Source organism: Mycolicibacter sinensis (assembly GCF_001673565.1).
Lineage (GTDB): Bacteria > Actinomycetota > Actinomycetes > Mycobacteriales > Mycobacteriaceae > Mycobacterium > Mycobacterium sinense_C.
Genome location: NZ_LZMF01000026.1, coordinates 1 through 21,302, shown reverse-complemented (window position 1 = coordinate 21,302; position 21,302 = coordinate 1). Strand labels below are relative to the sequence as shown.

The 21,302-nt window shown below is 71.1% G+C and carries 11 protein-coding genes and 1 riboswitch; of the genes, 4 read left to right on the top strand and 7 right to left on the bottom strand.

Annotation, left to right across the window (positions count from 1 at the left end):
* Positions 1–78: 78 nt before the first annotated feature.
* A riboswitch (TPP riboswitch) is annotated at positions 79–185 on the top strand.
* The 3 genes from thiC (at position 180) to A5648_RS04430 (ending at position 3,267) form a co-directional block, all read left to right on the top strand.
* Positions 180–1,823, top strand: a complete 1,644-nt coding sequence (gene thiC, locus A5648_RS04440; RefSeq protein WP_065023378.1) for a phosphomethylpyrimidine synthase ThiC — start codon at positions 180–182, stop codon at positions 1,821–1,823. It overlaps the preceding riboswitch by 6 nt.
* On the top strand, positions 1,823–2,653 hold the full coding sequence (gene thiD / locus A5648_RS04435) for a bifunctional hydroxymethylpyrimidine kinase/phosphomethylpyrimidine kinase (RefSeq protein ID WP_065023377.1): 831 nt from the start codon (positions 1,823–1,825) through the stop codon (positions 2,651–2,653). The genes thiC and thiD overlap by 1 nt, the downstream gene beginning before the upstream one ends.
* The gene (locus A5648_RS04430; RefSeq protein WP_065023376.1) at positions 2,650–3,267 is read left to right on the top strand and encodes an alpha/beta hydrolase family protein; all 618 of its coding nucleotides are present in this window, start codon (positions 2,650–2,652) and stop codon (positions 3,265–3,267) included. Before thiD ends, A5648_RS04430 begins: the two co-directional genes overlap by 4 nt.
* Here A5648_RS04430 and A5648_RS04425 read toward each other — a convergent pair.
* Positions 3,256–3,963 carry a GAF and ANTAR domain-containing protein gene (locus tag A5648_RS04425; protein WP_065023375.1) on the bottom strand — a complete coding sequence of 236 codons (708 nt, stop codon included), beginning with the start codon at positions 3,961–3,963 and terminating at the stop codon, positions 3,256–3,258. The genes A5648_RS04430 and A5648_RS04425 overlap by 12 nt on opposite strands.
* A gap of 113 nt (positions 3,964–4,076) precedes the next feature.
* On the opposite strand from A5648_RS04425, the gene A5648_RS04420 reads away from it, so the two are divergent.
* Complete coding sequence (locus A5648_RS04420) at positions 4,077–5,561, top strand: flavin-containing monooxygenase (RefSeq protein WP_065023374.1); 1,485 nt, start codon at positions 4,077–4,079, stop codon at positions 5,559–5,561.
* 13 nt (positions 5,562–5,574) lie between these two features.
* Here A5648_RS04420 and A5648_RS04415 read toward each other — a convergent pair whose 3' ends face one another.
* The 6 genes from A5648_RS04415 to A5648_RS24800 all read right to left on the bottom strand — a co-directional run.
* Positions 5,575–6,864, bottom strand: a complete 1,290-nt coding sequence (locus A5648_RS04415; protein ID WP_267887781.1) for a TetR/AcrR family transcriptional regulator — start codon at positions 6,862–6,864, stop codon at positions 5,575–5,577.
* Positions 6,865–6,959: 95 nt separating this feature from the next.
* Complete coding sequence (locus A5648_RS04410) at positions 6,960–8,429, bottom strand: M28 family peptidase (protein WP_065023373.1); 1,470 nt, start codon at positions 8,427–8,429, stop codon at positions 6,960–6,962.
* A complete protein-coding gene (locus tag A5648_RS04405) occupies positions 8,426–9,907 on the bottom strand; it encodes a M28 family metallopeptidase (protein WP_065023420.1) in 1,482 nt (493 codons plus the stop codon). The genes A5648_RS04410 and A5648_RS04405 overlap by 4 nt, the downstream gene beginning before the upstream one ends.
* A gap of 150 nt (positions 9,908–10,057) precedes the next feature.
* Positions 10,058–13,828 (bottom strand): PGRS repeat-containing protein, encoded by a 3,771-nt coding sequence (locus tag A5648_RS24810; protein ID WP_165607297.1) that lies wholly within the window; start codon positions 13,826–13,828, stop codon positions 10,058–10,060.
* Between the two features lie 372 nt (positions 13,829–14,200).
* Positions 14,201–17,749: a PGRS repeat-containing protein gene (locus tag A5648_RS24805; RefSeq protein ID WP_065023371.1), complete on the bottom strand. Its 3,549-nt coding sequence runs from the start codon at positions 17,747–17,749 to the stop codon at positions 14,201–14,203.
* Between the two features lie 360 nt (positions 17,750–18,109).
* Positions 18,110–21,302 (bottom strand): PGRS repeat-containing protein (locus A5648_RS24800; protein WP_065023370.1); only part of this gene is annotated, 3,193 nt, incomplete at its 5' end.

Genomic DNA, 21,302 nt, shown 5'->3' with positions numbered 1-21,302 from the left:
GTCTGACGGACCCTGGTCAGCGCCTTACGCCAGCTGCCGCGCTGCGATAGCGTGGCAGTGCAGTAATGGCAGTGCAGAAATCCACACCGCGGGAGCGCAACCAGTGCGCTGAGAGGACGGCCGGGGCCGTCGACCGTACGAACCTGACCGGGTAATGCCGGCAAGGGAGAGGAACAAACATGACCGATGTAGCCGTCGAGCCGCAGGTGACCACCGGGCCCATCCCCTACAGCGAGAAGGTCTACCGCGAGATCGAAGCCCCCGGTGGCGTGGCGATGAAGGTGCCGTTCCGCCGGGTGAATCTGACCAACGGCGAGCACTTCGACCTCTACGACACGTCCGGCCCCTACACCGACAGCGACGCGGTGATCGACCTGCACCGCGGCCTGCCGGCCCGCCCCGGCGTGGTGCGCGACCGCGGCACCCAGCTTCAGCGCGCACAGGCCGGTGAGATCACCGCCGAGATGGCGTTCATCGCCGCCCGCGAGGGTTTCCCCGCCGAGCTGGTGCGCGACGAAGTGGCCCGGGGCCGCGCGGTGATCCCCGCGAACCACAACCACCCCGAGCTGGAGCCGATGATCATCGGCAAGGCGTTCAAGGTGAAGATCAACGCCAATATCGGCAACTCCGCGGTGACCAGCTCGATCGGCGAAGAGGTCGACAAGATGGTGTGGGCGACCCGTTGGGGCGCCGACAACATCATGGACCTGTCGACCGGCAAGGACATCCACGAGACCCGGGAGTGGATCCTGCGCAACTCCCCGGTGCCGGTCGGCACGGTGCCGATCTACCAGGCGCTGGAGAAGGTCAACGGCGACCCGACGAAGCTGACCTGGGAGCTGTACCGCGACACCGTGATCGAGCAGTGCGAGCAGGGCGTGGACTACATGACCGTGCACGCCGGGGTGCTGTTGCGCTATGTGCCGCTGACCGCCAAGCGGGTCACCGGCATCGTGTCGCGCGGCGGCTCGATCATGGCGTCGTGGTGCCTGTCGCGGCACCAGGAATCGTTCCTCTACACCAACTTCGAAGAGCTCGCCGACATCCTGGCCAGCTATGACGTCACCTTCTCGCTCGGCGACGGGCTGCGGCCCGGTTCGATCGCGGACGCCAATGACGAGGCCCAGTTCGCCGAGTTGCGCACTCTGGGCGAGCTGACCAAGATCGCCAAATCCCGTGGCGCCCAAGTGATGATCGAGGGCCCGGGCCACGTTCCGATGCACAAGATCGTCGAGAACGTGCGCTTGGAGGAGGAGTGGTGCGACGAGGCGCCGTTCTACACCCTCGGGCCGCTGGCCACCGACATCGCACCGGCCTACGACCACATCACCTCGGCGATCGGGGCGGCGATCATCGCCCAGGCCGGCACCGCGATGCTGTGCTACGTGACGCCCAAGGAGCACCTGGGCCTGCCGGACCGCAAGGACGTCAAGGACGGCGTGATCGCCTACAAGATCGCCGCACACGCCGCCGACCTGGCGAAGGGGCACCCGCACGCGCAGGACCGCGACAACGCATTGTCCAAGGCGCGCTTCGAGTTCCGCTGGTATGACCAGTTCGCCCTGTCCCTGGACCCGGACACCGCACGCGAATACCACGACGAGACGCTGCCCGCCGAGCCGGCCAAGTCCGCACACTTCTGCTCGATGTGCGGGCCGAAGTTCTGCTCGATGCGGATCAGCCAGGACGTGCGCGACTACGCGGACGAACACGGGTTGCACACCCAGGAGGACATCGACGCCGCGATCCAGAAGGGCATGGACGAGAAGTCCGCCGAGTTCGCCGACCACGGCAACCGGGTGTATCTGCCCATCTCCTCCTAGTGGAGTTCCTGCCGCTGGCCCCGCCCGGATCGACCCCGGCGCGGGTGCTCACCATCGCCGGGTCGGATTCCGGTGGCGGCGCGGGCATTCAGGCCGACATGCGCACCTGCGCACTGCTCGGTGTGCATGCCTGCGTCGCGGTCACAGCGGTGACGGTGCAGAACACGGTGGGCGTCAAGAGCTTTCACGAGGTGCCTACCGCCACCGTCGCCGCCCAGATCGAAGCGGTGGCGCCCGACATCGGGATCCAGGCCGCCAAGACCGGGATGCTGGCGTCGGCGCAGATCATCGGACGCGTGGCCGCGACCTGGCGTGATCTCAGGCTGACGGTGCCGCTGGTGGTCGATCCGGTTTCGGCGTCCATGCACGGTGATGCACTGCTGGCGACATCGGCCCTGGATGCGCTGCGCGACACACTGTTTCCGCTGGCCACCCTGGTGACACCGAACCTGCACGAGGTTCGGCTGCTGGTCGGCATCGAGGTGGTCGACGCCGAATCCCAGCGGGCGGCGGCCCGGGCGCTGCACGCTCTGGGACCGCGGTGGGTGCTGGTCAAAGGCGGGCACTTGCCGTCGGCGCAGCACAGCCCCGATCTGTTGTACGACGGCAACCACTTTCAGGAGCTCCCCGGCCCCCGGGTGGCCACTGGCGACGACCACGGGGCCGGCGACACGCTCGCCGCGGCGACCGCGTGCGCTCTGGCCCACGGGTTTTCGGTTCCCGACGCGGTGGCGTTCGCCAAGCGCTGGGTGACCGAGTGCCTGCGCGCCGCCTACCCGCTGGGCCACGGGCACGGTCCGGTCTCTCCGCTGTTCCGGTTGTCGCGGTGATCCTCGACGAGATCGCCGGCGTCGCTCACGAACCCGGCGGCACCCCGCACGGGGTGGTGCTGCTGGCCCACGGCGCCGGCGGCAACCGGGATTCGCCCATGCTGCAACGGTTATGCGACGAGTGGGCGCGGCGCGGCTTCCTGGCGATCCGCTACGACCTGCCGTTTCGGCGGCGCCGGCCCAAGGGCCCGCCGTCGGGGTCGGGTGCCGGCGACCGCGACGGCATCACCGCGGCGATCGGGTATGCCCGCGGTCTGGCCGGCGGTCCGCTGATTGCCGGCGGGCACTCCTACGGCGGCCGGCAGACCTCGATGGTGGTGGCGGCCGGGGGCGCCCCGGTGGACCTGTTGGCGTTGTTCTCCTACCCGCTGCACCCGCCCGGCAAGCCCGAACGCCCCCGCACCGAACATCTGCCCGATATCGGCGTGCCCACGGTGTTCACCCACGGCACCTCGGATCCCTTCGGAACGCCCGCCGAGATCCAGGCGGCCGCCGCGCTGGTCCCGGCGCCGCACCAGGTCGTCGAGATCACCGGCGCCCGGCACGACCTGGCGTCGAAGACACTCGATGTGCCGGCGCTGGCCGTCGACGCCGCGCTGCGGCTATTGGGCTGACTCCCCTCGGCCGCGCCGCTTGACGACTTCCGCGGCGATGTCGGCGATCCTGATGTTGGTGTCCTGGGAGATGCGGCGCAGCAGGTTGAAGGCTTCTGGCTCGGAGAGGTCGTTGAGCACCATCAGCATGCCGATCGCCTTGCCGATCTCCCGGTTGCTGGCCAGCCCGCGTTGCAGGGTGTCCACCTCTTCGCCGCGGACCGCCGCGCCGATCGCGATCGTGGCGAAAGCGGCCAGGACGACCGCACTTTCGGCGGCCGCGGTGTCGAACGCGCCAGGTGTGTCGGAGAACAGGTTCAGCGCACCTGCCTTGCGGCCTTCAACCAGCAGCCGGAATCCCATCGCGCCGCGCACCGGTGTCTCGCCGACGATCCGGGCGGCCAGCGCCGGCCACTGGCTGTCGGCAGTCAGGTCGGGGTCGATCTGGGCTGCTTCGTCCTCGATGGCATCCAGGCAGGGCCCCTCACCGACGGCTATCTCCAGTTTGTCGATCGTGGCCGCCACCGCGTCGCTCGCCGCGGCGTTGCCGTAGCCGTCGCCGCGGCGCACCATCACGCTCGCGTGGTCGCATCCGGGCACCATCAGCGTCGCCGCCGCGCAGATCGCCGCGTACACCTCGTCGAGGCTGGAAGACTGGTACACGATGTTCGCCAACGCGGTGAACACCGTGGCCGGATCGGCCATCGGATCGGTCATGACTGCCTTCCGTCCTTGCGGTCACGAGCTGCGGATACTCCGCCAGTGTGCCCGCCCGCGTGCCTGCCCGGTGAGCTTCGCTGGTTACTGGCGAGTCAGGTACCGTGATTTTCATGAGTACGGAGCGCTTCGACGTCGTCATCGTGGGTGCGGGTTTCGGCGGGATGGGCGCGGCGATCGAGCTCAAGAAGCTCGGCTACGACAACATCGTCCTGCTCGAACGCGAGGACGAGCTGGGCGGGACGTGGCACGTCAACCGCTACCCCGGACTGGCCGTCGACATCCCCTCGACCACCTACTCCTACTGGTTCGAGCCCAATCCGCACTGGACGCGGCTGTTCGCCACCGGGTCGGAACTCAAGCGCTACGCCGAGCACGTCGCCGATAAGTACGACGTGCGCCGGCACATGCGGTTCAACACATGCGTGGACGGCGCCCGCTGGGATGAGGAGGCCCAGCACTGGCAGGTGAACCTGGCCGATGGCACCACCCTGAGCGCCCGCTACCTGATCACCGCGACCGGGTTCCTGTCGCAGCCGCACACCCCGGACATCCCCGGCATCGCCGAATTCGCCGGCAAGGTGGTGCACACCACCGCCTGGGATGCTCAGCACGACTTCACCGGCCGACGGGTTGGCCTGATCGGCACCGGCGCCACCGCGGTGCAGCTGATCCCGGAGCTGGCCAAGACCGTCGCCGACCTGACGGTGTACCAGCGCACGCCGATCTGGGTGGCGCCCAAGCTGGACTTCGGGATCTCGCCGGCCGTGCGGCGCCTGTTCGCCCGGGTGCCGCTCACGCAGCGGGCGGTGCGGTTTGTGACCGATGGGCTGCTGGGGTTCATGACGTTCGTCGGGATCCTCAACTTCCCCTATTTCCGCCGGCTGTCGATCGGCGCGATGGACCTGTGCAAGATCCACCGGTTCATCTCGATCCGGGACAAGGAGCTGCGGGCCAAGCTCACCCCGAACTACGACATCGGCTGCAAACGGCCCAGCTGGTCCAACGACTACTACCGCACCTTCAACCAGGCGCACGTGCACCTGGAGACGGCCGGGATCGATCACATCGAGCCGGACGGCATCGTGACCCTCGACGGACGCAAGAGCGAGATCGACACGCTGGTGCTGGCCACCGGTTTCGACATGTGGGAGGCCAACTTCCCGGCGATCGAGATCGTCGGACGCGACGGGCGCAATCTGGGTAAATGGTGGCGGGAAAACCGGTTCCAGGCCTACCAGGGGGTCTCGATCCCGGCCTTCCCGAACTTCCTGAGCCTGGCGAGCCCCTATGCGTTCTGCGGCCTGTCGTTCTTCAACACGATGGAATACCAGATGCGCCACATGGGCCGGTTGTTCGGCGAACTGCAGCGCCGCGGCGCGACGACCTTCGAGGTCACCGAGGCCGCCAACACCCGCTTCCTCGACGAGATGACCAAGCGGCTGGACCGCTCGGTGTTCTACGCGGGCGACTGTGCCACCTCACGGTCCTACTACTTCAACCCCAGCGGCGAAGCGTCGCTGCTGCGGCCCACCTCGGTGCGCAACGCGGTGCGCGACGGCTCGCGGTTCCCGCTGGAGGACTACCAGCTCGCCTGAGCCAGAGAAATCGTCAGGCGTCCGCCGGGCCCAGCAGAATGGACTCCATCAGGACGCGCAGGCAGGCCTGCGCGTAACCCGGCCCGCCGGGGTCGGCGTCCTCGCCGAGCTTGGCCGCGCGCTCCCGAGCCACCCGGGCCATGTCGTCGAGCAGTACCGACAACGCGTGCACCAGGAACCTGGCGTGGTCGCTGTCCAGTCCGGGCCGCACCATGATCAGCGGCTTGGCCCAGGTGTCCATGAACCCGCGCTCGGAATCCCGGAGCAGTTCCCGCTCGGCCGATGCCAGGTTGACCCGCTCGGTGTCGTAGACGGCGGCCAGCTCGGGATTGGCGAACACGGTGGCCACCCACGCCTCGACCAGACGGGCCAGGGCCTCGCGCGGGTCGGCGAACACACTGGCGACGGCCGACATCTCCCCGGCGATCCGGTCCATGGCGCGCTGCAGACCGGTCGTCAAGATGTCGGCTTTGCTGGAGAAGTAGCGGTATACCCCGGATGCCGGGACGCCAACGGCGTCGGCGACCTCGGTGACACTGGTCTCGGCGTAGCCCTGTTTGCCGAACAGCAGGATCGCCGCGTGCAGCAGGGCCTCATACGGTCCGGCGTCCGGCGTGAAGATGCGCCATACCGCCGGCCGGTTGACTCCGACGTCTTCGGGCTTGGGCAGTTGGGCGGCCGCCACCGCGCGCGCAGCCTCGCTGAGCAGTGGCCGGACCTCTTCGTCGGGGAGCCGCAGCCGGTGGCCGAGGATGCTTCCGGAGAGGCTGAGCAGGCTCGATGACAAGGTCCAGCATTCGGGGGAGGTCAGCTCCGGGCGCAGCGCGACGAGTGGACGTTGAATGCGCCGATGGACCGTGCGCATCTGCGCCATCAACTTGGCCTGATCGTCGGGCTGCAGATAGCGGCCCTGCCACCGGTACAACCCGCCGATCTCGCGGTCACCGATCCCCGAGGTGATCAGCGCGTCGAAGGCCTGGTCAAGTACCGCCGCGGCGTCGCGCTCCAGCTCGGCGTCGGGGACGTCGTCGAGGAAGGCGGTGCAGTCAACCAGCTGCTGGCCGAGCGTACCGACGACGACGGCGAACATCTGGTATTTGCTGGGGTAGTGCCGGTACAGAGCAGGCGCGGAAATCCCAACTCTGGTGGCGATCGCCTCCATGCTGGTCGCGTGATAGCCCTGCGCACTGAACGCTTCCGCCGCCGCACGGGTGATCTGTGCTTTGCGGTCCTTGGGGCGCCGTCGGATGCGCGCGCCCGGGCGTTCGGCCGGGTCGTTCGTGGCACCAAGCGTGATAATCACCTCATAACTTCCGTTATCTAAAGCGCCATTCTTAACACATCTGGGTGAACAGTGAGCGCAAGGTGCTCCGCTTGGGGCCCGTCGGGTCGCAACCGCTAGGGGACCAGCGGCACCCGGTGGCGGGCGTCGCGAAGCGGAACGCCGTTCGGGCCTCCGAGGGACTGCGCGTAGTTGGCCACCGCAAACGCGACCGCGGGACCGGTGAGCGCCAGGGCCTGCCGGTCGATTTTGTCGAAGGTGTCACGGGGACCGCGATAGTTCGGGTCGAACGCGGTCCCGGGTTCCCCGCCCCACAGCCGGGCCTGCGCGGTGGTCTTGGGCTGCGATGCCCCGGTGGTGATCCCGCCGATCGGAACGCCGGCCATCACGAACGGGCTGTAATCGTGGTCGCTGCTCAGCGGCATGTCGGCGGGCCGCACACCCGCCAGATTGAGGTAGCCGGCCAGGGTGCGTTCCACCCCGGCGGAGCCATCGGGGACGTCGCCGGCGGCGAAATCGCGGCTCGGCAGCGCCGACTGGTCGCCGTCGTAGGTGAAGTAACCGGCATTCGGCGAGGCGAGCATGTCGACGTCGAGGTAGACCGCGATGTCGTTGAGCGCCTCGCGGTCGAGTCCGAAAACGTAGTCGGTGGACCCGCCGAGCTGTGGTTCTTCTCCGGCCCAGAAGGCGCCCCAGAACGCGAACCGCACCGCGTTGGTCACCGCGGGCGACGGTCCCAGCTGCAGGGCGGTCTCCAGCACCGCGGCCACTCCGGAGCCGTTGTCGTTGATTCCCGACCCGCCCGGTGCGCTGTCCAGGTGCGCACCGACCATCACGACGTCATCCGCGGAGCCGGTTTTGGTCTGCGCCAAGATGTTGCGTGAGGTGATCTTGACGGTGGTGGCGTCGAGCACGAGCCGCACCGCGCCGGTGGCGCGGCGTAGCGCGTGCTCCCCGTCGCGACCGGTCACCGCGACCGGCATCGTGAGCTGCTCGTAGTAGTCCGGTGGAAACAGCCCGGCAGGCGCGCCGTTGCGGCTGGGCGGGCTGACCACGATCAGTGCGGCGGCACCGCGCTGCAGCGCAGCGTCCTGCTTGGCCACCACCGAACAACCGGCGTCGCTGACCACGGCGATGCCCCCGCGCGGCACCCCGGCCGGATAGTCGGCCGCCGCACACCCGGTCGATTGGGTCGGGCGGATTACCGGGCCGCGCACGCCGCCGGGCGGGGTGCGCACCAGCAGCGAGGCCTGGTCGACGGCGTAGCCGGTTGCGCCCACGGTCAAGGTCGGCTTGCCCGGCGAGGTGGTGTCCAGCCGGGTGAGCTCCGGCGTCTGCACGTCGAAGCCCTTGTCCCGCAAGGCGTTGACCACATAGTCCGCGCTGGCGTCGAAGCCTGGCGTGCCGTCAGCCCGGTTATGTCGGTGTGCGTCGGCGATCTCCTGGAATCGCTGCAGGTGCGACAGCATCGCCTCGAGCGTGACCTGACCGGCCAGCCGGTCCGGCAGCGGCGGCCCGGCGGGCTCCGGCGAGCAGCCCGCCAGCACGGCGGTTGCCACCAGCAGGGCGCCCGCCGAACGGATCACGGCGTGCTGACGACGTGGCGGGTGCGATCGTCGCGTACCGGAACTCCGTTGCGGCCGCTGAGATCCTGCGCGTAGAGCCCGACGGCGTAGGGGACGCCCCGGCCATTGACGGCCAACTCGTCGCGGTCGATGTTGTCGATGGTGTCGCCCTTTTGGTGGTAATTCGGGTCGAACGGCTCATCGGCGGCACCTCCCCACAGCTTGGCCTCTTCGGGCGACTTCTTCACTTCAGCACCGGAGAACAGGCCGCCGGAAGGGATGCCGGCCTGGGTGAACCCGTCGTAGTCGGAGCGACCGTCGAACGAGGTGTCGCGCGGTTCCTTGCCGACCGACTTGAGGTAGTCGACCAGGGTGCGCTCGATGCCGGCCGAGCCTTCGGGCACCACCGGCTGACCGCGCTTATCGGGCGCCAGCGACTGGTCGCCGTCGTAGGTGAAATAGCCCGGGTTCGGCGAGCCGAGCATGTCGAAGTTCAGATACAGCGCGACGTTCTTGAGCTGCTCGGCGTCGAGCGACTCGACGTACTTCCTCGAGCCGATCAGGCCGAGCTCTTCGGCGCCCCAGAACCCGAACCGCACCGCGTTCTGCACCTGCGGCGAATCACCAAGCTGCAGCGCGGTTTCCAGCACCGCGGCCACCCCGGAGCCGTTGTCGTTGATACCGGGCCCCTCCGGGACGCTGTCCAGGTGGGCGCCGAGCATCACCACGTTCTCGGTCGATCCGGTCTTGGTCTGGGCGATCACGTTGCGCGCCGGGATCTCGTCGGTGTGCGCATCGAGTTTGACGGTCATGGCGCCGTGCCCGCCGCGCAGCATCGCGCCGTCGGCCTTGGTCACACTCACCACCGGGATCTTGACCTCGGTGGCCTCCCCCAGCGTGCCACCCATCTTCTCCTCGTCGATGCTGTCGGCGACCACCATCGCAACCGCGCCCTTCTCGACGACGACGGCCATCTTTTCCTTGAACGGGCAGGTTCCGCGGTCGACCAGCACGACGGCATCCTTGACGGTCAGCCCGTCGTAATCCTCTGGGCTGCAGCCCGGGCTGTCATCGGCCGGCGCGGCCACCAGCGGGCCGGTGACACCGTCGGGCGGGGTCCCGAGGCTGTACTGCAGCGCGCGGGCCTCGACGGTCTTGTCGCCAAGGTGTACCGAGCCCTTCTCTGCTTTGAACACCCGGGCGATGAACTCCGGAGTCTGGACGTCGAAACCGTGCTCGCGCAACGTGTCGGCCACGTAGTCGACGCTGGCGTCATATCCCGGGGTGCCGACAAAGCGGGTGTCATTGTTGGCGTTGGCGATGTCCTGCAGCTTCTCCAAGTGGCCCATCATCGCGTCGATGGTCACCTTGTCGCTCAGCGTCTTGGCGAACTCGGCGGCCGCGGCGGCATCCGGGACCTGCTCGGCGTTGCGCGGTGTGCTGCTGCCGCAACCGCCGGTGAACAGCGCACCGAGTAGCACGGCACCGAGAACGGGCATCAGTTTCTTCTGGTAATCCACGGGTCCACGTTAGTGGGTACGTGTTGCGGTTCGCGCCAGGCACGGCCAGACCACGGCCGGTGTACCTCCCCGGAATGCAGCAGCCCCGCGCGGCCATGCCGTGCGGGGCTGCTGCATTGCTGCGATTCCTTACGGCGCGGGCTGGGCGCCGGCGCCACCGTCGCCGCCGGCACCACCGGCCAGGCCGGTGTACGGGTCACCCGGTGTACCGGCCTCACCGGCCGTGGTCCCGGATGCGCCGCCGTTGCCGCCGCCACCGCCGGTGCCGCCGTGGCCCGCGACGTTGGTGCCGCTGGCGTTGTTGTCGCCGCCGTCACCGCCGTTGCCGCCGTTCCCGCCGGTACCGGTTGCGCTGTCGCCCCCGGCACCGCCGGCACCACCGGTGGCACCATGACCGGCGACAGTGCCGGCGCCGGAAACGTTGTTGTCACCGCCGTTGCCGCCATCACCGCCGTTGCCGCCGGTACCGGCACCGCCGCTGGCGCCCCCGGCGCCGCCGGCGCCGCCGGCACCGGGATTCACGGCAATCAACGATCCTGCGGGCGACCCGCTGGGGCTGCCGCCGTTACCGCCGGCACCGCCGTCGCCACCGTCAGCTTCGGCGCTGTAGCCGCCGGCGCCGCCGGCGCCACCCGCACCGCCCCGAGTATCGGTCACCCCGCCGTTACCGCCGGCACCACCGGTACCGGCTTTCCCGGCCACACTGTCGCCGCCGGCACCGCCGGCACCACCCTTGCCGCCATTGTTGTGGCTGTCTCCGCCGTCACCTCCGGAGCCACCGTTACCGGCGGTGGAATCGCCTGTGGCCGCACCACCGGCACCGCCGTTACCGCCGGCACCGCCAGATACGCCGTCGCCGCTGCCGCCGAGGCCGCCGTCACCGCCGTTACCGGCGAGCCCGTCGCCGCCGTCGGCGGTGGTGGTCGCCGCGCCACCGTCACCGCCGTTACCGCCGTTCCCGCCCCCGCCGGACTGCGGGGTGGTGACGCCGGGCACGTTCACGCCGCCGCCGCCGCCGTAACCGCCGGCACCGCCGGCTCCGGCACTCAGGCCGGTTCCGCCGTTGCCGCCGTTGCCGCCGGCGCCGCCGTACCCGCCGGACAACGTCGGCATATGGATGTAGTTGCCGTCCTCGTCCTTGGCGGCGTCGCCACCCTGGCCGCCGGCGCCGCCGTCGGCGCCGGCTCCGCGGACACCGGTGCTGCCGCCGTTGGCGGTACCCGCCGCACCGCCATTGCCGCCGTTGCCGCCGTTGCCGCCCACGCCACCGTTGCCCAGGTCGCCGGGGTTGACGATGGTGCCGTTCGCGCCGTTGCCGCCGACACCGGCCTGCCCGGCGTCGCCGCCGTTGCCGGAGCTCACTCCATCGCCACCGGTGCCACCGTCGCCGCCGTTGCCGCCGCTGGTTCCGTTGACCAGGGTGGTGCCGTCCGGACGTGTGGTGCCGCCGTCAACACCCGCACCACCGTTGCCGCCGGTGCCGCCGTCTCCGCCGGTTCCGGTCGCGCTGGCGCCGCCGGTGCCGCCGGTGCCGCCGTCGCCGCCGATCGCATTGGCGCTGGCGTTCTGGCTTGATCCGCCGTTGCCGCCGTTTCCGCCGGTGCCGCCGGTGCCGGAGTCGCTGCCACCGCCGTTGCCGCCGTTACCGCCGTGCCCGCCGGTGGCGTTGGCCGCGCTGTTGCCGCCGGCGATGCCGCCGTTGCCGCCGTTACCGCCCGCGCCGCCGGTGTTGCCGCCGGTCGCGTCGCCGCCAGCACCGCCGCTACCACCGCTACCGGCGATACCACCGCTGCCTGCCCCGCCGGTCGGCCCGGTGCCGCCGGGACCGTTGACCGTGACGGTGTTGCCGTTGCCGCCGTTACCGCCTGAACCGCCGGCACCGGCGTTAGTGCCCGAACCGCCGGCGCCACCGTTGCCGCCGTTGCCGGCGGAGCCCGCCACATCGGCACGGCCGCCGTTGTAGTCGTTGGGCGTGGGGGTGAAGGTGTCACCGCCATTGCCGCCGCTGCCGCCGTCAGTGCCGGCGCCGTCGGTTCCGTCGGTGCCGCCGAGGCCGCCGGAACCGCCGTTGCCGCCGTTGCCGCCGTCGCCGCCGATCAGACCGTGCTGCGAGTAGGCGTGGCCGGCGTCGGTGTGCTGAGCAGCGCCGGCTGCCCCGCCGTTGCCGCCGTTGCCGGCCTGCCCGGCGTTGCCGCCGTTGCCGCTGGCGGCCTGCGCGTTACCGCCGGCACCGCCGTTGCCGCCCGTGCCGCCGTCCCCGCCGTCCGTGCCGGCGGTATCGCCGTCTGCCGGAGGAAGGCCGATCACCCCGTTGCCGCCGTTGCCGGCTTGACCGGCGTTACCGCCGTTGCCGCCGTTGCCCGCGAGCGCACCGCCTAAGCCGCCGGCACCGCCGTTGCCGCCGTTGCCGCCGGCCTGGCCGGCACCGCCGTCGACACCGGTGCCGCCGACGCCGCCGTCGCCGCCGTTGCCGTAGCTTCCGCCATTACCGCCGTTGCCGGCGTTGCCGCCGGAGGCGCCGGCCAGCGCGTTGGCGTCGGTCGACGGGTCGTAGCCGTTGCCGCCGACGCCGCCATTGCCCTGCGCGGCCGTCGACACCACGCCGTCGGTGCCAGCCTGCCCGGCAGCCGAACCGGTACCGGCGCTGCCGGCCTGCCCGGCAGTCGCGCCCGGGTCACCACCATTGCCGCCGTTACCGCCGTCGGGATGCGCAGCGGTCCCGGCCGCACCGGCCCCGCCGTCACCGGCCAGGCCCGCATCGCCGCCGTTGCCGGCGTTGCCGCCGACCCCCTGGGTACCGCTGCCACCGAACAACGTGGCGCCGGCGCCGGCCGCACCGCCGGTGCCGCCGTTACCGCCGTTCGCGCCGTCACCACCGCTGCCGCCGTTGCCGCCGTTGCCATCGCCACCGTCGTCGAACGTGCCGGCCGCCCCGGTCGCCCCGGACCCGCCGGCGCCGCCGTTACCGCCGGCCCCACCGGCACCGCCGTTGCCGCCGAGGCCCAGGATCGATGAACCCGCACCGCCGGCCCCACCGTTGCCGCCGTTGGTGCCGGCCAGCCCGTTGCCACCGTTGGCGCCGGCCGTCGCGCCGGTGGTGCCGTTGGTGCCGGTCCAGCCGGCGCCGCCGACGCCGCCGTCGCCGCCGTTGCCGATGGCGCCCATGCCGAAGAAGTCCTGGGCCTGACCCGAGGAGCCGCCAATTCCACCGTTACCGGCCGCCAAGGTCGCCGTACCGGCGCCGCCGGCGCCACCGTCGCCGCCGTTGCCCCACATCTCCCCGCCGTGGCCACCGTTACCGCCGTCAGCACCAAAACCGCCGGCGCCACCGTCACCGCCGTCACCGATACCACCGGCATGGCCACCGTTGCCCCCGGCCACCCCCTCGAGGTTCGAGGACCAGCCGTCGCCGCCATCGCCGAACCACAACCCACCGGCCTGACCATCGACGCTTTCGGCGGTGCCATCAAGGCCGTTGCAGATCATCCCGCAGAAGCCCTCGGTGAACGGGGCGAACATCTGGTTGATCACACCGTTGACCTGCGCACCGAAGTCAGAGTTGATCCAGTCCTGCAGACCGTCATGCAACGGCGCGTAGAAGTAGGTGTCCCACATCTGAGCCCACTCGGTTCCGCTGTCATCGGCCGCACCGATGTTCCAGTCCGAGGTGAACAGGCTGTTGAAGTCCGTCGAGAGGTTGCCCCAGGCACTCGGATCGAACAGATCACTCAAGAAGTCATCGAAGTCGGCATTGGCCGCGGGCGCCGCCGCCAACGGCGACAACCCCAACGCCAAGAACGCCGCGACCGCCGAGGACGCACCCACCGCCCGCCGAGCGCGCCGCCCCGAACCGCCCCTACCCGACAATCCGCTACCGGTGACGCCGCGCCGACTAGCCATGTGAACCGACCCTTCTCAAAGCCCTAAATGGAGTAAGGCCTCTTGCTAACGTTGGCCTCAGAAACCACACCATAGTTACGCGAACGTCAATTGTCTACGGAAGTCTAGGAATTCGCGTCAATCCATTCACTTGGTATGGTTTAGCTTCGTCATGTCCGAACGAAGTGTCGGAAAGTGTACGAATGTCCCTTGGATTGGGAGAAACGTCCAGGCTCGACGGCTCAAGGCCGAAAACGGCGGTCTTGATGACAGTCCTCCCGAACTGAGGACACCGCCCGCATCCTAGGGATCGTCACAGGACCAAAGGGAATGCCCCGCACGGGGAGGTGTGCGGGGCATTCCCGGTGTCGTGCCGGTCGTGCTGACCGTCTGCTAGGGGGTGGGCTGGGCTCCGGCACCACCCGTGCCGCCGGAGCCACCGGTCGTGCCCGAGCCCGCGTCGCCCGCCGCCCCGGTGTCACCGGCCGTGGCGCCGGACGCACCGCCCTGGCCGCCACCCCCGCCGGTGCCGCCGACGCCGCCGCCCGTGGTCTCGCTGTTACCGCCGTCGCCTCCGGTGCCACCGGCGCCACCGCTTCCGGTGTCACTCGCGCCGCCAGCGCCACCAGCACCACCGGCACCACCGGTCGCGGCCACCACGTTGGGGTTGGTGCCACCGGCGATACCGCCAGAGCCACCAGCACCACCGGCACCACCGGTCGTGCCGCCGATGGCGTCACCACCGGCGCCGCCATCGCCGCCGGCGCCCGCCAGGCCGCCGCTGCCAGTGACTCCGGTCGGACCGGTACCGCCAGGAGCATTGACGGTGGCGGTGTTGCCGTTGCCGCCGTCGCCGCCATCGCCACCGTTGCCGGGGTTGAAGCCAGCACCACCGGCCCCGCCGTCGCCTCCGCTACCGGCCGAACCGGTTACATCGACATTGCCGTTGTTGTAGTCGTTGGGCGTCGGGGTGAAGGTGTCGCCGCCATTACCGCCGGCGCCACCATCAGCGCCGTTGCCGACGTGGCCGTTCACGCCACCTGCGCCGCCGGCACCGCCGGCGCCACCGACGCCGCCGGTGCCGCCGACGGCACCGTGCTGCCCGAAGGCATGACCGGCGTCGTTGTGCTGGGCCGCACCGGACACGCCACCGTTCCCGCCCGCACCACCCTGGCCGCCGTTGCCGCCGATACCGTCAGCGGCGGCCGCGGTACCACCGGCGCCTCCGGCGCCACCGGAGCCGCCAACGCCGCCCGGGCCGCCGGTGAGGCTCAACCCGGTGGACGGCACAGCACCCATCTGCCCCGAGCCGCCGTTACCGGCCGCACCACCGGCGCCGCCGTTGCCCGCGGTGTGGGTGCCGCCGCCGCCGGCGCCGCCAGCGCCGCCATTGCCGCCGGTCCCGCCGCCGGTCACGCCGGTCACGTTGCCCTGTCCGTTGCCGCCGGAGCCGCCCGCGCCGCCGTCGGCGGTCGCGCCATCGGTCCCGGTGGTACCGCCGTTGGCGGTGCCGGCCACACCGACGTCGCCGCCGTTGCCTCCGTTACCGCCGTTGCCCCCGTTGGGGTTGTCAACGGTGCCGTCGGCACCGTTTCCGCCGGTGCCTCCAGCCCCGGCGTCACCGCCGTCACCCGAGTTGTAGCCGTCGCCGCCGACGCCGCCGTTGCCGCCGTTGCCGGCGTCGCCGCCGTTGAACAGCGTCATGGTGTCCCCGGCCGTATTGCGCACCACCGTCTGCGGAGCCGACATGCCATTGCCGCCATTTCCGCCGGCACCGGCATTGCCGCCGTCACCTTGGTGGCCATTGCCGAATCCGGCACCGCCGGCACCGCCGTCGCCACCGTTGCCGCCATCACCGGCAGGCAGAATCCGCGGGGCGTTCGTTGCGAGGGGACCGGACTCGATGATGTTGCCGTTGCCACCGGCGCCGCCGGCCCCGCCAACACCGCCATTGCCGCCGAGCCCGTCGACGGTGCCTGCAACGGCCTTGCCGCCGACGCCACCGGCACCGCCATTGCCACCGCTGCCCGGGGTGGTACCCGCGGTGCCGCCGCCAAAGCCGCCGTTACCGCCGTGACCGCCGTTACCGGCGTGCAGACCGGTGCCACCGGCACCACCCGTTCCGCCGTTACCGGCCACTGCACCCGTCGGGCCGCTTTGGCCGCCGGGCCAGATGTCATGGACCCACGGTGCGGCCGCGCCGCCATCGCCACCGTCGCCGCCGTCAGCGCCCTCACCGAGCTGACCGTCGGCGCCCTGGGCACCGCCTGCGCCGCCGACACCGGCGTTGCCGCCGTCTCCACCGGCACCACCATTGCCGCCGGGGCGATAGCTGTTGGTGTTGGTGACGCCGTCATTGCTGGTACCGCCCACACCACCGGTGCCTCCGTTGGCGCCGGTACCGGCCGCCCCGCCGTTGCCGCCGTTGCCGGTGTCGCTGAGTGCCTGGCCGCCGGCACCGCCGTCACCACCGTGGCCACCGGCGCCACCGTCCTGGCCGAGTGCGTTCGCAGCGGGTGTGACATCGGCGTCGTCGGTGCTCACCGCGCCGTTACCGCCGGTACCACCGGTGGCGCCGTTACCACCGGCACCGCCGTCCCCGGCGTTACCAGCCTTGGCGCCACCGTTCCCGCCGGCACCGCCGTTGCCGCCGTTACCGCCGGCCTGACCCGCGGTCGCGGCGTTGCCGGTGCTGCTGGGCGTGCCGTTCGTGCCGCCGGCGCCGAGCGCGCCATTGCCGCCGGCGCCACCGGTGCCGCCGCTGCCGTAGGCCCCGCCGTTGCCGCCGACCCCGCCATTACCGCCGTCGGTGCCGGTTGCGGCACCCGAGTTAGCCGCGCCGGCATCAAAGCCGGCGCCGCCGTTACCGCCATTGCCGCCGCTGGTCGGTGACGTGCCATCCACGCCCGCCGCGCTGCCACCGACACCGCCCTTGCCGCCGGTGCCCGGGGCGGCACCGTCGCCACCGTTGCCACCGTTGTGATGCGCCAAGGTGCCGGTCGCGCCGTTGCCACCGTTGCCGGCCGCACCACCGGTGCCACCGTTGCCGCCGATGCCCAGGATCGACGAACCGGCACCACCATTGCCGCCATTTCCACCGTTGCTGCCGTTACCACCGGCGCCATCACCGTTGTTGGCAAACGATCCGGTCGCCCCGTTCCAGCCGGCGCCGCCGACGCCGCCGTCACCGCCGTTGCCCAGCGCGCCCATGCCGAAGAAGTCCTGCGCTTGACCCGAGGACCCGCCATTGCCGCCGTTACCGGCCGCCAGGGTCGCGGTCGCATTACCGCCGGCCCCGCCATCGCCGCCGTTGCCCCACATCTCCCCGCCGTGGCCACCATTGCCACCGTCGGCACCGAAGCCGCCGGCGCCACCGTCACCACCGTCACCGATACCACCGGCATGACCACCGTTACCCCCGGCCACCCCCTCGAGGTTCGACGACCAGCCATCGCCACCATCGCCGAACCACAGCCCACCGGCCTGGCCGTCGACGCTGTCGGCGGTGCCGTCAGCGCCGTTGCAGATCATCCCGCAAAAGCCCTCGGTGAACGGCGCGAACATCTGGTTCACCACACCGTTGACCTGCGACCCGAAGTCAGAATTGATCCAGTCCTGCAAGGCCGCGTGCAACGGCGTGTAGAACATGGTGTCCCACATCTGGGCGAAATCCGCATCCGCAGCCGCCGAACCCGACAGATCCCAGCCGGACGAGGTGAACAGGCTGTCGAAATCACCGGACAAGTTGCCCCAGGCACTCGGATCGAAGAGATCAGTCAAGAAGTCATCGAAATCGGCATTGGCCGCTGGGGCCGCCGCCATCGGCGCCATCCCGAACGCCAGGAAAGCGCCGACCACCGACACCGCCCCCACGATCCCGCGTCCCCGCCGCCGGACCGGTTCGCCTACCCGCTGCTCGTTGTCCACTCCGCGATCGATCACTGCTTGGCCCCCTCCGACACGCAACACCTACTGTCGATACGCTGAAAATCGCTTATGTTCACCATAGTAGAGATTAGGGCGAATAATCTCTACTTCTAGTTATTGATTACTAGCCGACTCATTCATTTGGTACCGATTCCCGTAGTGGGGTTCCGGTGGGCGCAACTCCGCGGGTTCCATCGCCCGGTCACGGTTAGGAGGCGCCCCTTCAGACGACAGCACCGATCGGCTGAGATCGGTGCGAGTGGCGCTGAGTATCCTCACAGCCGGAGACCTGACGTCACCTGAGACAGCGATGACGGCAGAGCTCCGGACGCCGAGGCGTCCGGAGCTTCGCCGATCGCTCATGTTGACCGTCTGCTACGGGGTGGGCTGGGCGCCGGCACCACCCGTGCCGCCGGCGCCGCCGGTAGCGCCAGTGACGGCATCCGCGGGTCCACCGGCGTCACCGGCCGTGGCCCCGGACGCACCGCCCTGGCCGCCACCGCCGCCAGTGCCGCCGACGCCGCCGCCCGTGGTCTCGCTGTTGCCGCCGTCGCCGCCGGTACCGCCGGTGCCACCGCTTCCGGTGTCACTCGCGCCTCCAGCGCCTCCAGCACCGCCGGCGCCACCGGTCGCGGCCACCACGTTGGCATTGTCACCGCCGGCGATGCCGCCGTCGCCACCCGCGCCACCGGCGCCACCGGTGCCGCCGCCGATCGCGTCACCACCGGCACCACCATCGCCGCCGGCACCGGGGGTGGCGCCACTGCCCGTAGCCCCCGTCGGTCCGGTGCCGCCAGGCCCGTTGACCGTCACCGTGTTGCCGTTACCACCGTTACCGCCAGCACCACCGTCACCCGGGTTGAAACCGGCCCCACCTGCGCCACCGGTGCCACCATTGCCGGCCCCACCGGCGACATCGACCCGTCCGCCGTTGTAGTCGGTGGGCGTCGCCGTGAAGCCGTCACCGCCGTTGCCTCCGGCACCACCATCAGCGCCGTTGCCCACGTGACCGTTCACGCCCCCGGCGCCGCCGGCCCCGCCCGCGCCGCCGGCACCACCGTTGCCGCCGAACTGAGCATGCTGCGACCACGCGTGGCCGGCGTCGGTGTGCTGTGCCGCACCGGCCGCACCGCCGTTGCCACCGGCGCCGCCCTGGCCGCCGTTGCCGCCGATACCGTCTGCGGCGGTCGCGGTACCGCCGGCGCCACCGGCCCCGCCGATGCCGCCGTAGCCACCGCCATTGCCGTTGGTGCTCAAGCCAGTGCTCGGGTCGGCACCGATCTGCCCGGAACCGCCGTCACCACCGCTGCCACCGGCACCACCGTTGCCGGCAGTGTGTGTGCCACCGCCGCCGGCACCGCCGGCACCGCCGTTGCCGCCGGCTCCGCCGCCGGTCACACCGGTGACATTGCCGGCACCGGCGCCGCCGTTACCGCCGGCTCCACCGTCGGCCACCGCACCGTCACTGCCGGCGCTGCCTCCGTTAGCCGTACCGGCCACACCGGCATCGCCGCCGTCGCCGCCCTTGCCGCCGTGGCCACCATCGGCGATACCACCGGCCTCGTTGGAGCCGTCTGCGCCGTTACCCCCTGTACCACCAGTTCCGGCGCTGCCGCCGTTGCCGGCGTTGAAACCGGAGCCACCGGTACCACCGGCGCCGCCCGCACCGCCGGCGGTGCCGTCGATCACCACCCGGCCGTTCTCGAATGTCACGCCGCCGTCACCACCGGCACCACCGTTGCCGCCGCCACCACCGTCGCCGCCGTTGCCCTGCTGCCCGGCCACACCACCGGCGGCCGCACCACCGGCACCACCGTCGCCGCCGTTGCCGCCGGCACCGCCGGGGTTGGCGTCACGCGGGCCGTAGGGGGCGACATAGGCATTGTTGAGGCCATTGATCGCTGCATAGGAGGCGCCGTCTTGGCCGTGTCCGCCGTTACCGCCGTTACCGCCCGCGCCGCCGTTGCCGTCACCGCCGTTGGCCACCGAGATGCCGTCACCGCCGGCGCCACCAGCGCCACCGTTGCCGCCAGCGTCCCCGTTGACACCGCCGATCGGGTTGCCGTCGCCGTCGACCGGGACGGCACCGCCGCCACCACCATTGCCACCGTTGCCGCCGGCACCCGCGTGGTAGCCGGTGCCGCCGTTACCCCCGACACCACCGTCACCGCCGATGCCGTGCGCCGGAGGCTTGGCCGGGTTGGCATCTTGTCCGGTAGTTGCGCCGTCGAAGAGCCGCCCACCGTCGCCGCCGTTACCGCCACTACCGCCGTTACCCAAGGTCCCGGTTTGCCCGTTGGCCCCGCCAGCACCGGCCGCGCCACCGTTGCCGCCGTCGCCACCGGCCCCACCGGCACCACCGTTGCCCGTGCCGTCGATGGTCGCGGCGTTGTTGTCGTGCTCACCGGCCTGCCCACCGGTACCGCCATTGCCGCCGGTCCCGGCATTACCGCCGTTGCCGCCGTTGCCGCCGTCCCACAGCGCCTGGCCACCGGCACCACCGCTGCCGCCATGACCGCCGGCCCCACCGACCGCGCCATTGGAATTGGCTGCGCTCACAGCACCGGTGTTCTGGTCAGCCGGAATCTGAACCCCATGACCGCCGGTGCCGCCGTCAGCACCGTTGCCGGCATCACCACCGTTGCCGGCGTTGCCGCCCTTGGTGCCGCTGTTACCGCCGGCACCACCACTGCCACCATTGCCGCCAGCTTGCCCAGCACTCGGAACCTGCGTCACCGAACGACCGGTCAGCACACCGTCCTGGCCGTTCGTCCCGGTTGCGGCGTTGCCGCCGGCTCCGCCGGTGCCGCCGTTGCCGTAGGCACCGCCGTTGCCCCCTAGACCACCATCGCCACCTGAGGCGCCGGCGACCGCGTTGGCGTCGGTGGATGCGTCGTAGCCACGGCCGCCGTTACCGCCATTGCCGCCGCTGGTCGGTGAGGTGCCGTCCACGCCCGCCGCGCTGCCACCGACACCGCCCTTGCCGCCGGTGCCCGGGGCGGCACCGTCGCCACCGTTGCCGCCGGTGATGTGCGCAGCGGTGCCGGTCGCACCGTCTCCACCGTTGCCGGCCGCACCACCGGTGCCACCGTTGCCGCCGATCCCCAGGATCGACGAACCGGCACCACCGTTGCCGCCGTTGCCACCGTTGGTGCCGTTGGCACCGGCGCCATCACCGCCATTGGCGAACGAGCCGGTCGTCCCGTTCCAGCCCGCACCACCGACGCCGCCGTCGCCGCCGTTGCCCAGCGCACCCATGCCGAAGAAGTCCTGGGCCTGACCCGAGCTGCCACCGTTGCCGCCGTTACCGGCCGCCAACAACGCCGTACCGGCACCGCCGGCTCCACCGTCGCCGCCGTTGCCCCACATCTCCCCGCCGTGGCCACCATTGCCACCATCAGCGCCTAGGCCGCCGGCGCCACCGTCACCGCCGTCACCGATACCCCCGGCATGGCCGCCGTTACCGCCGGCCACACCCTCGAGGTTCGAGGTCCAGCCATCGCCACCATCGCCGAACCACAGGCCACCGGCCTGGCCGTCGACGCTGTCGGCGGTGCCGTCGGCACCG

What these genes read in the sequence shown, in the direction of transcription:
- thiC (WP_065023378.1), top strand. Translation starts at nt 180, where the DNA reads ATGACCGATGTAGCCGTCGAGCCGCAGGTGACCACCGGGCCCATCCCC.
- A5648_RS04425 (WP_065023375.1), bottom strand. Translation starts at nt 3,963, where the DNA reads ATGACCGATCCGATGGCCGATCCGGCCACGGTGTTCACCGCGTTGGCG.
- A5648_RS04420 (WP_065023374.1), top strand. Translation starts at nt 4,077, where the DNA reads ATGAGTACGGAGCGCTTCGACGTCGTCATCGTGGGTGCGGGTTTCGGC.
- A5648_RS04405 (WP_065023420.1), bottom strand. Translation starts at nt 9,907, where the DNA reads ATGCCCGTTCTCGGTGCCGTGCTACTCGGTGCGCTGTTCACCGGCGGT.
- A5648_RS24810 (WP_165607297.1), bottom strand. Translation starts at nt 13,828, where the DNA reads ATGGCTAGTCGGCGCGGCGTCACCGGTAGCGGATTGTCGGGTAGGGGC.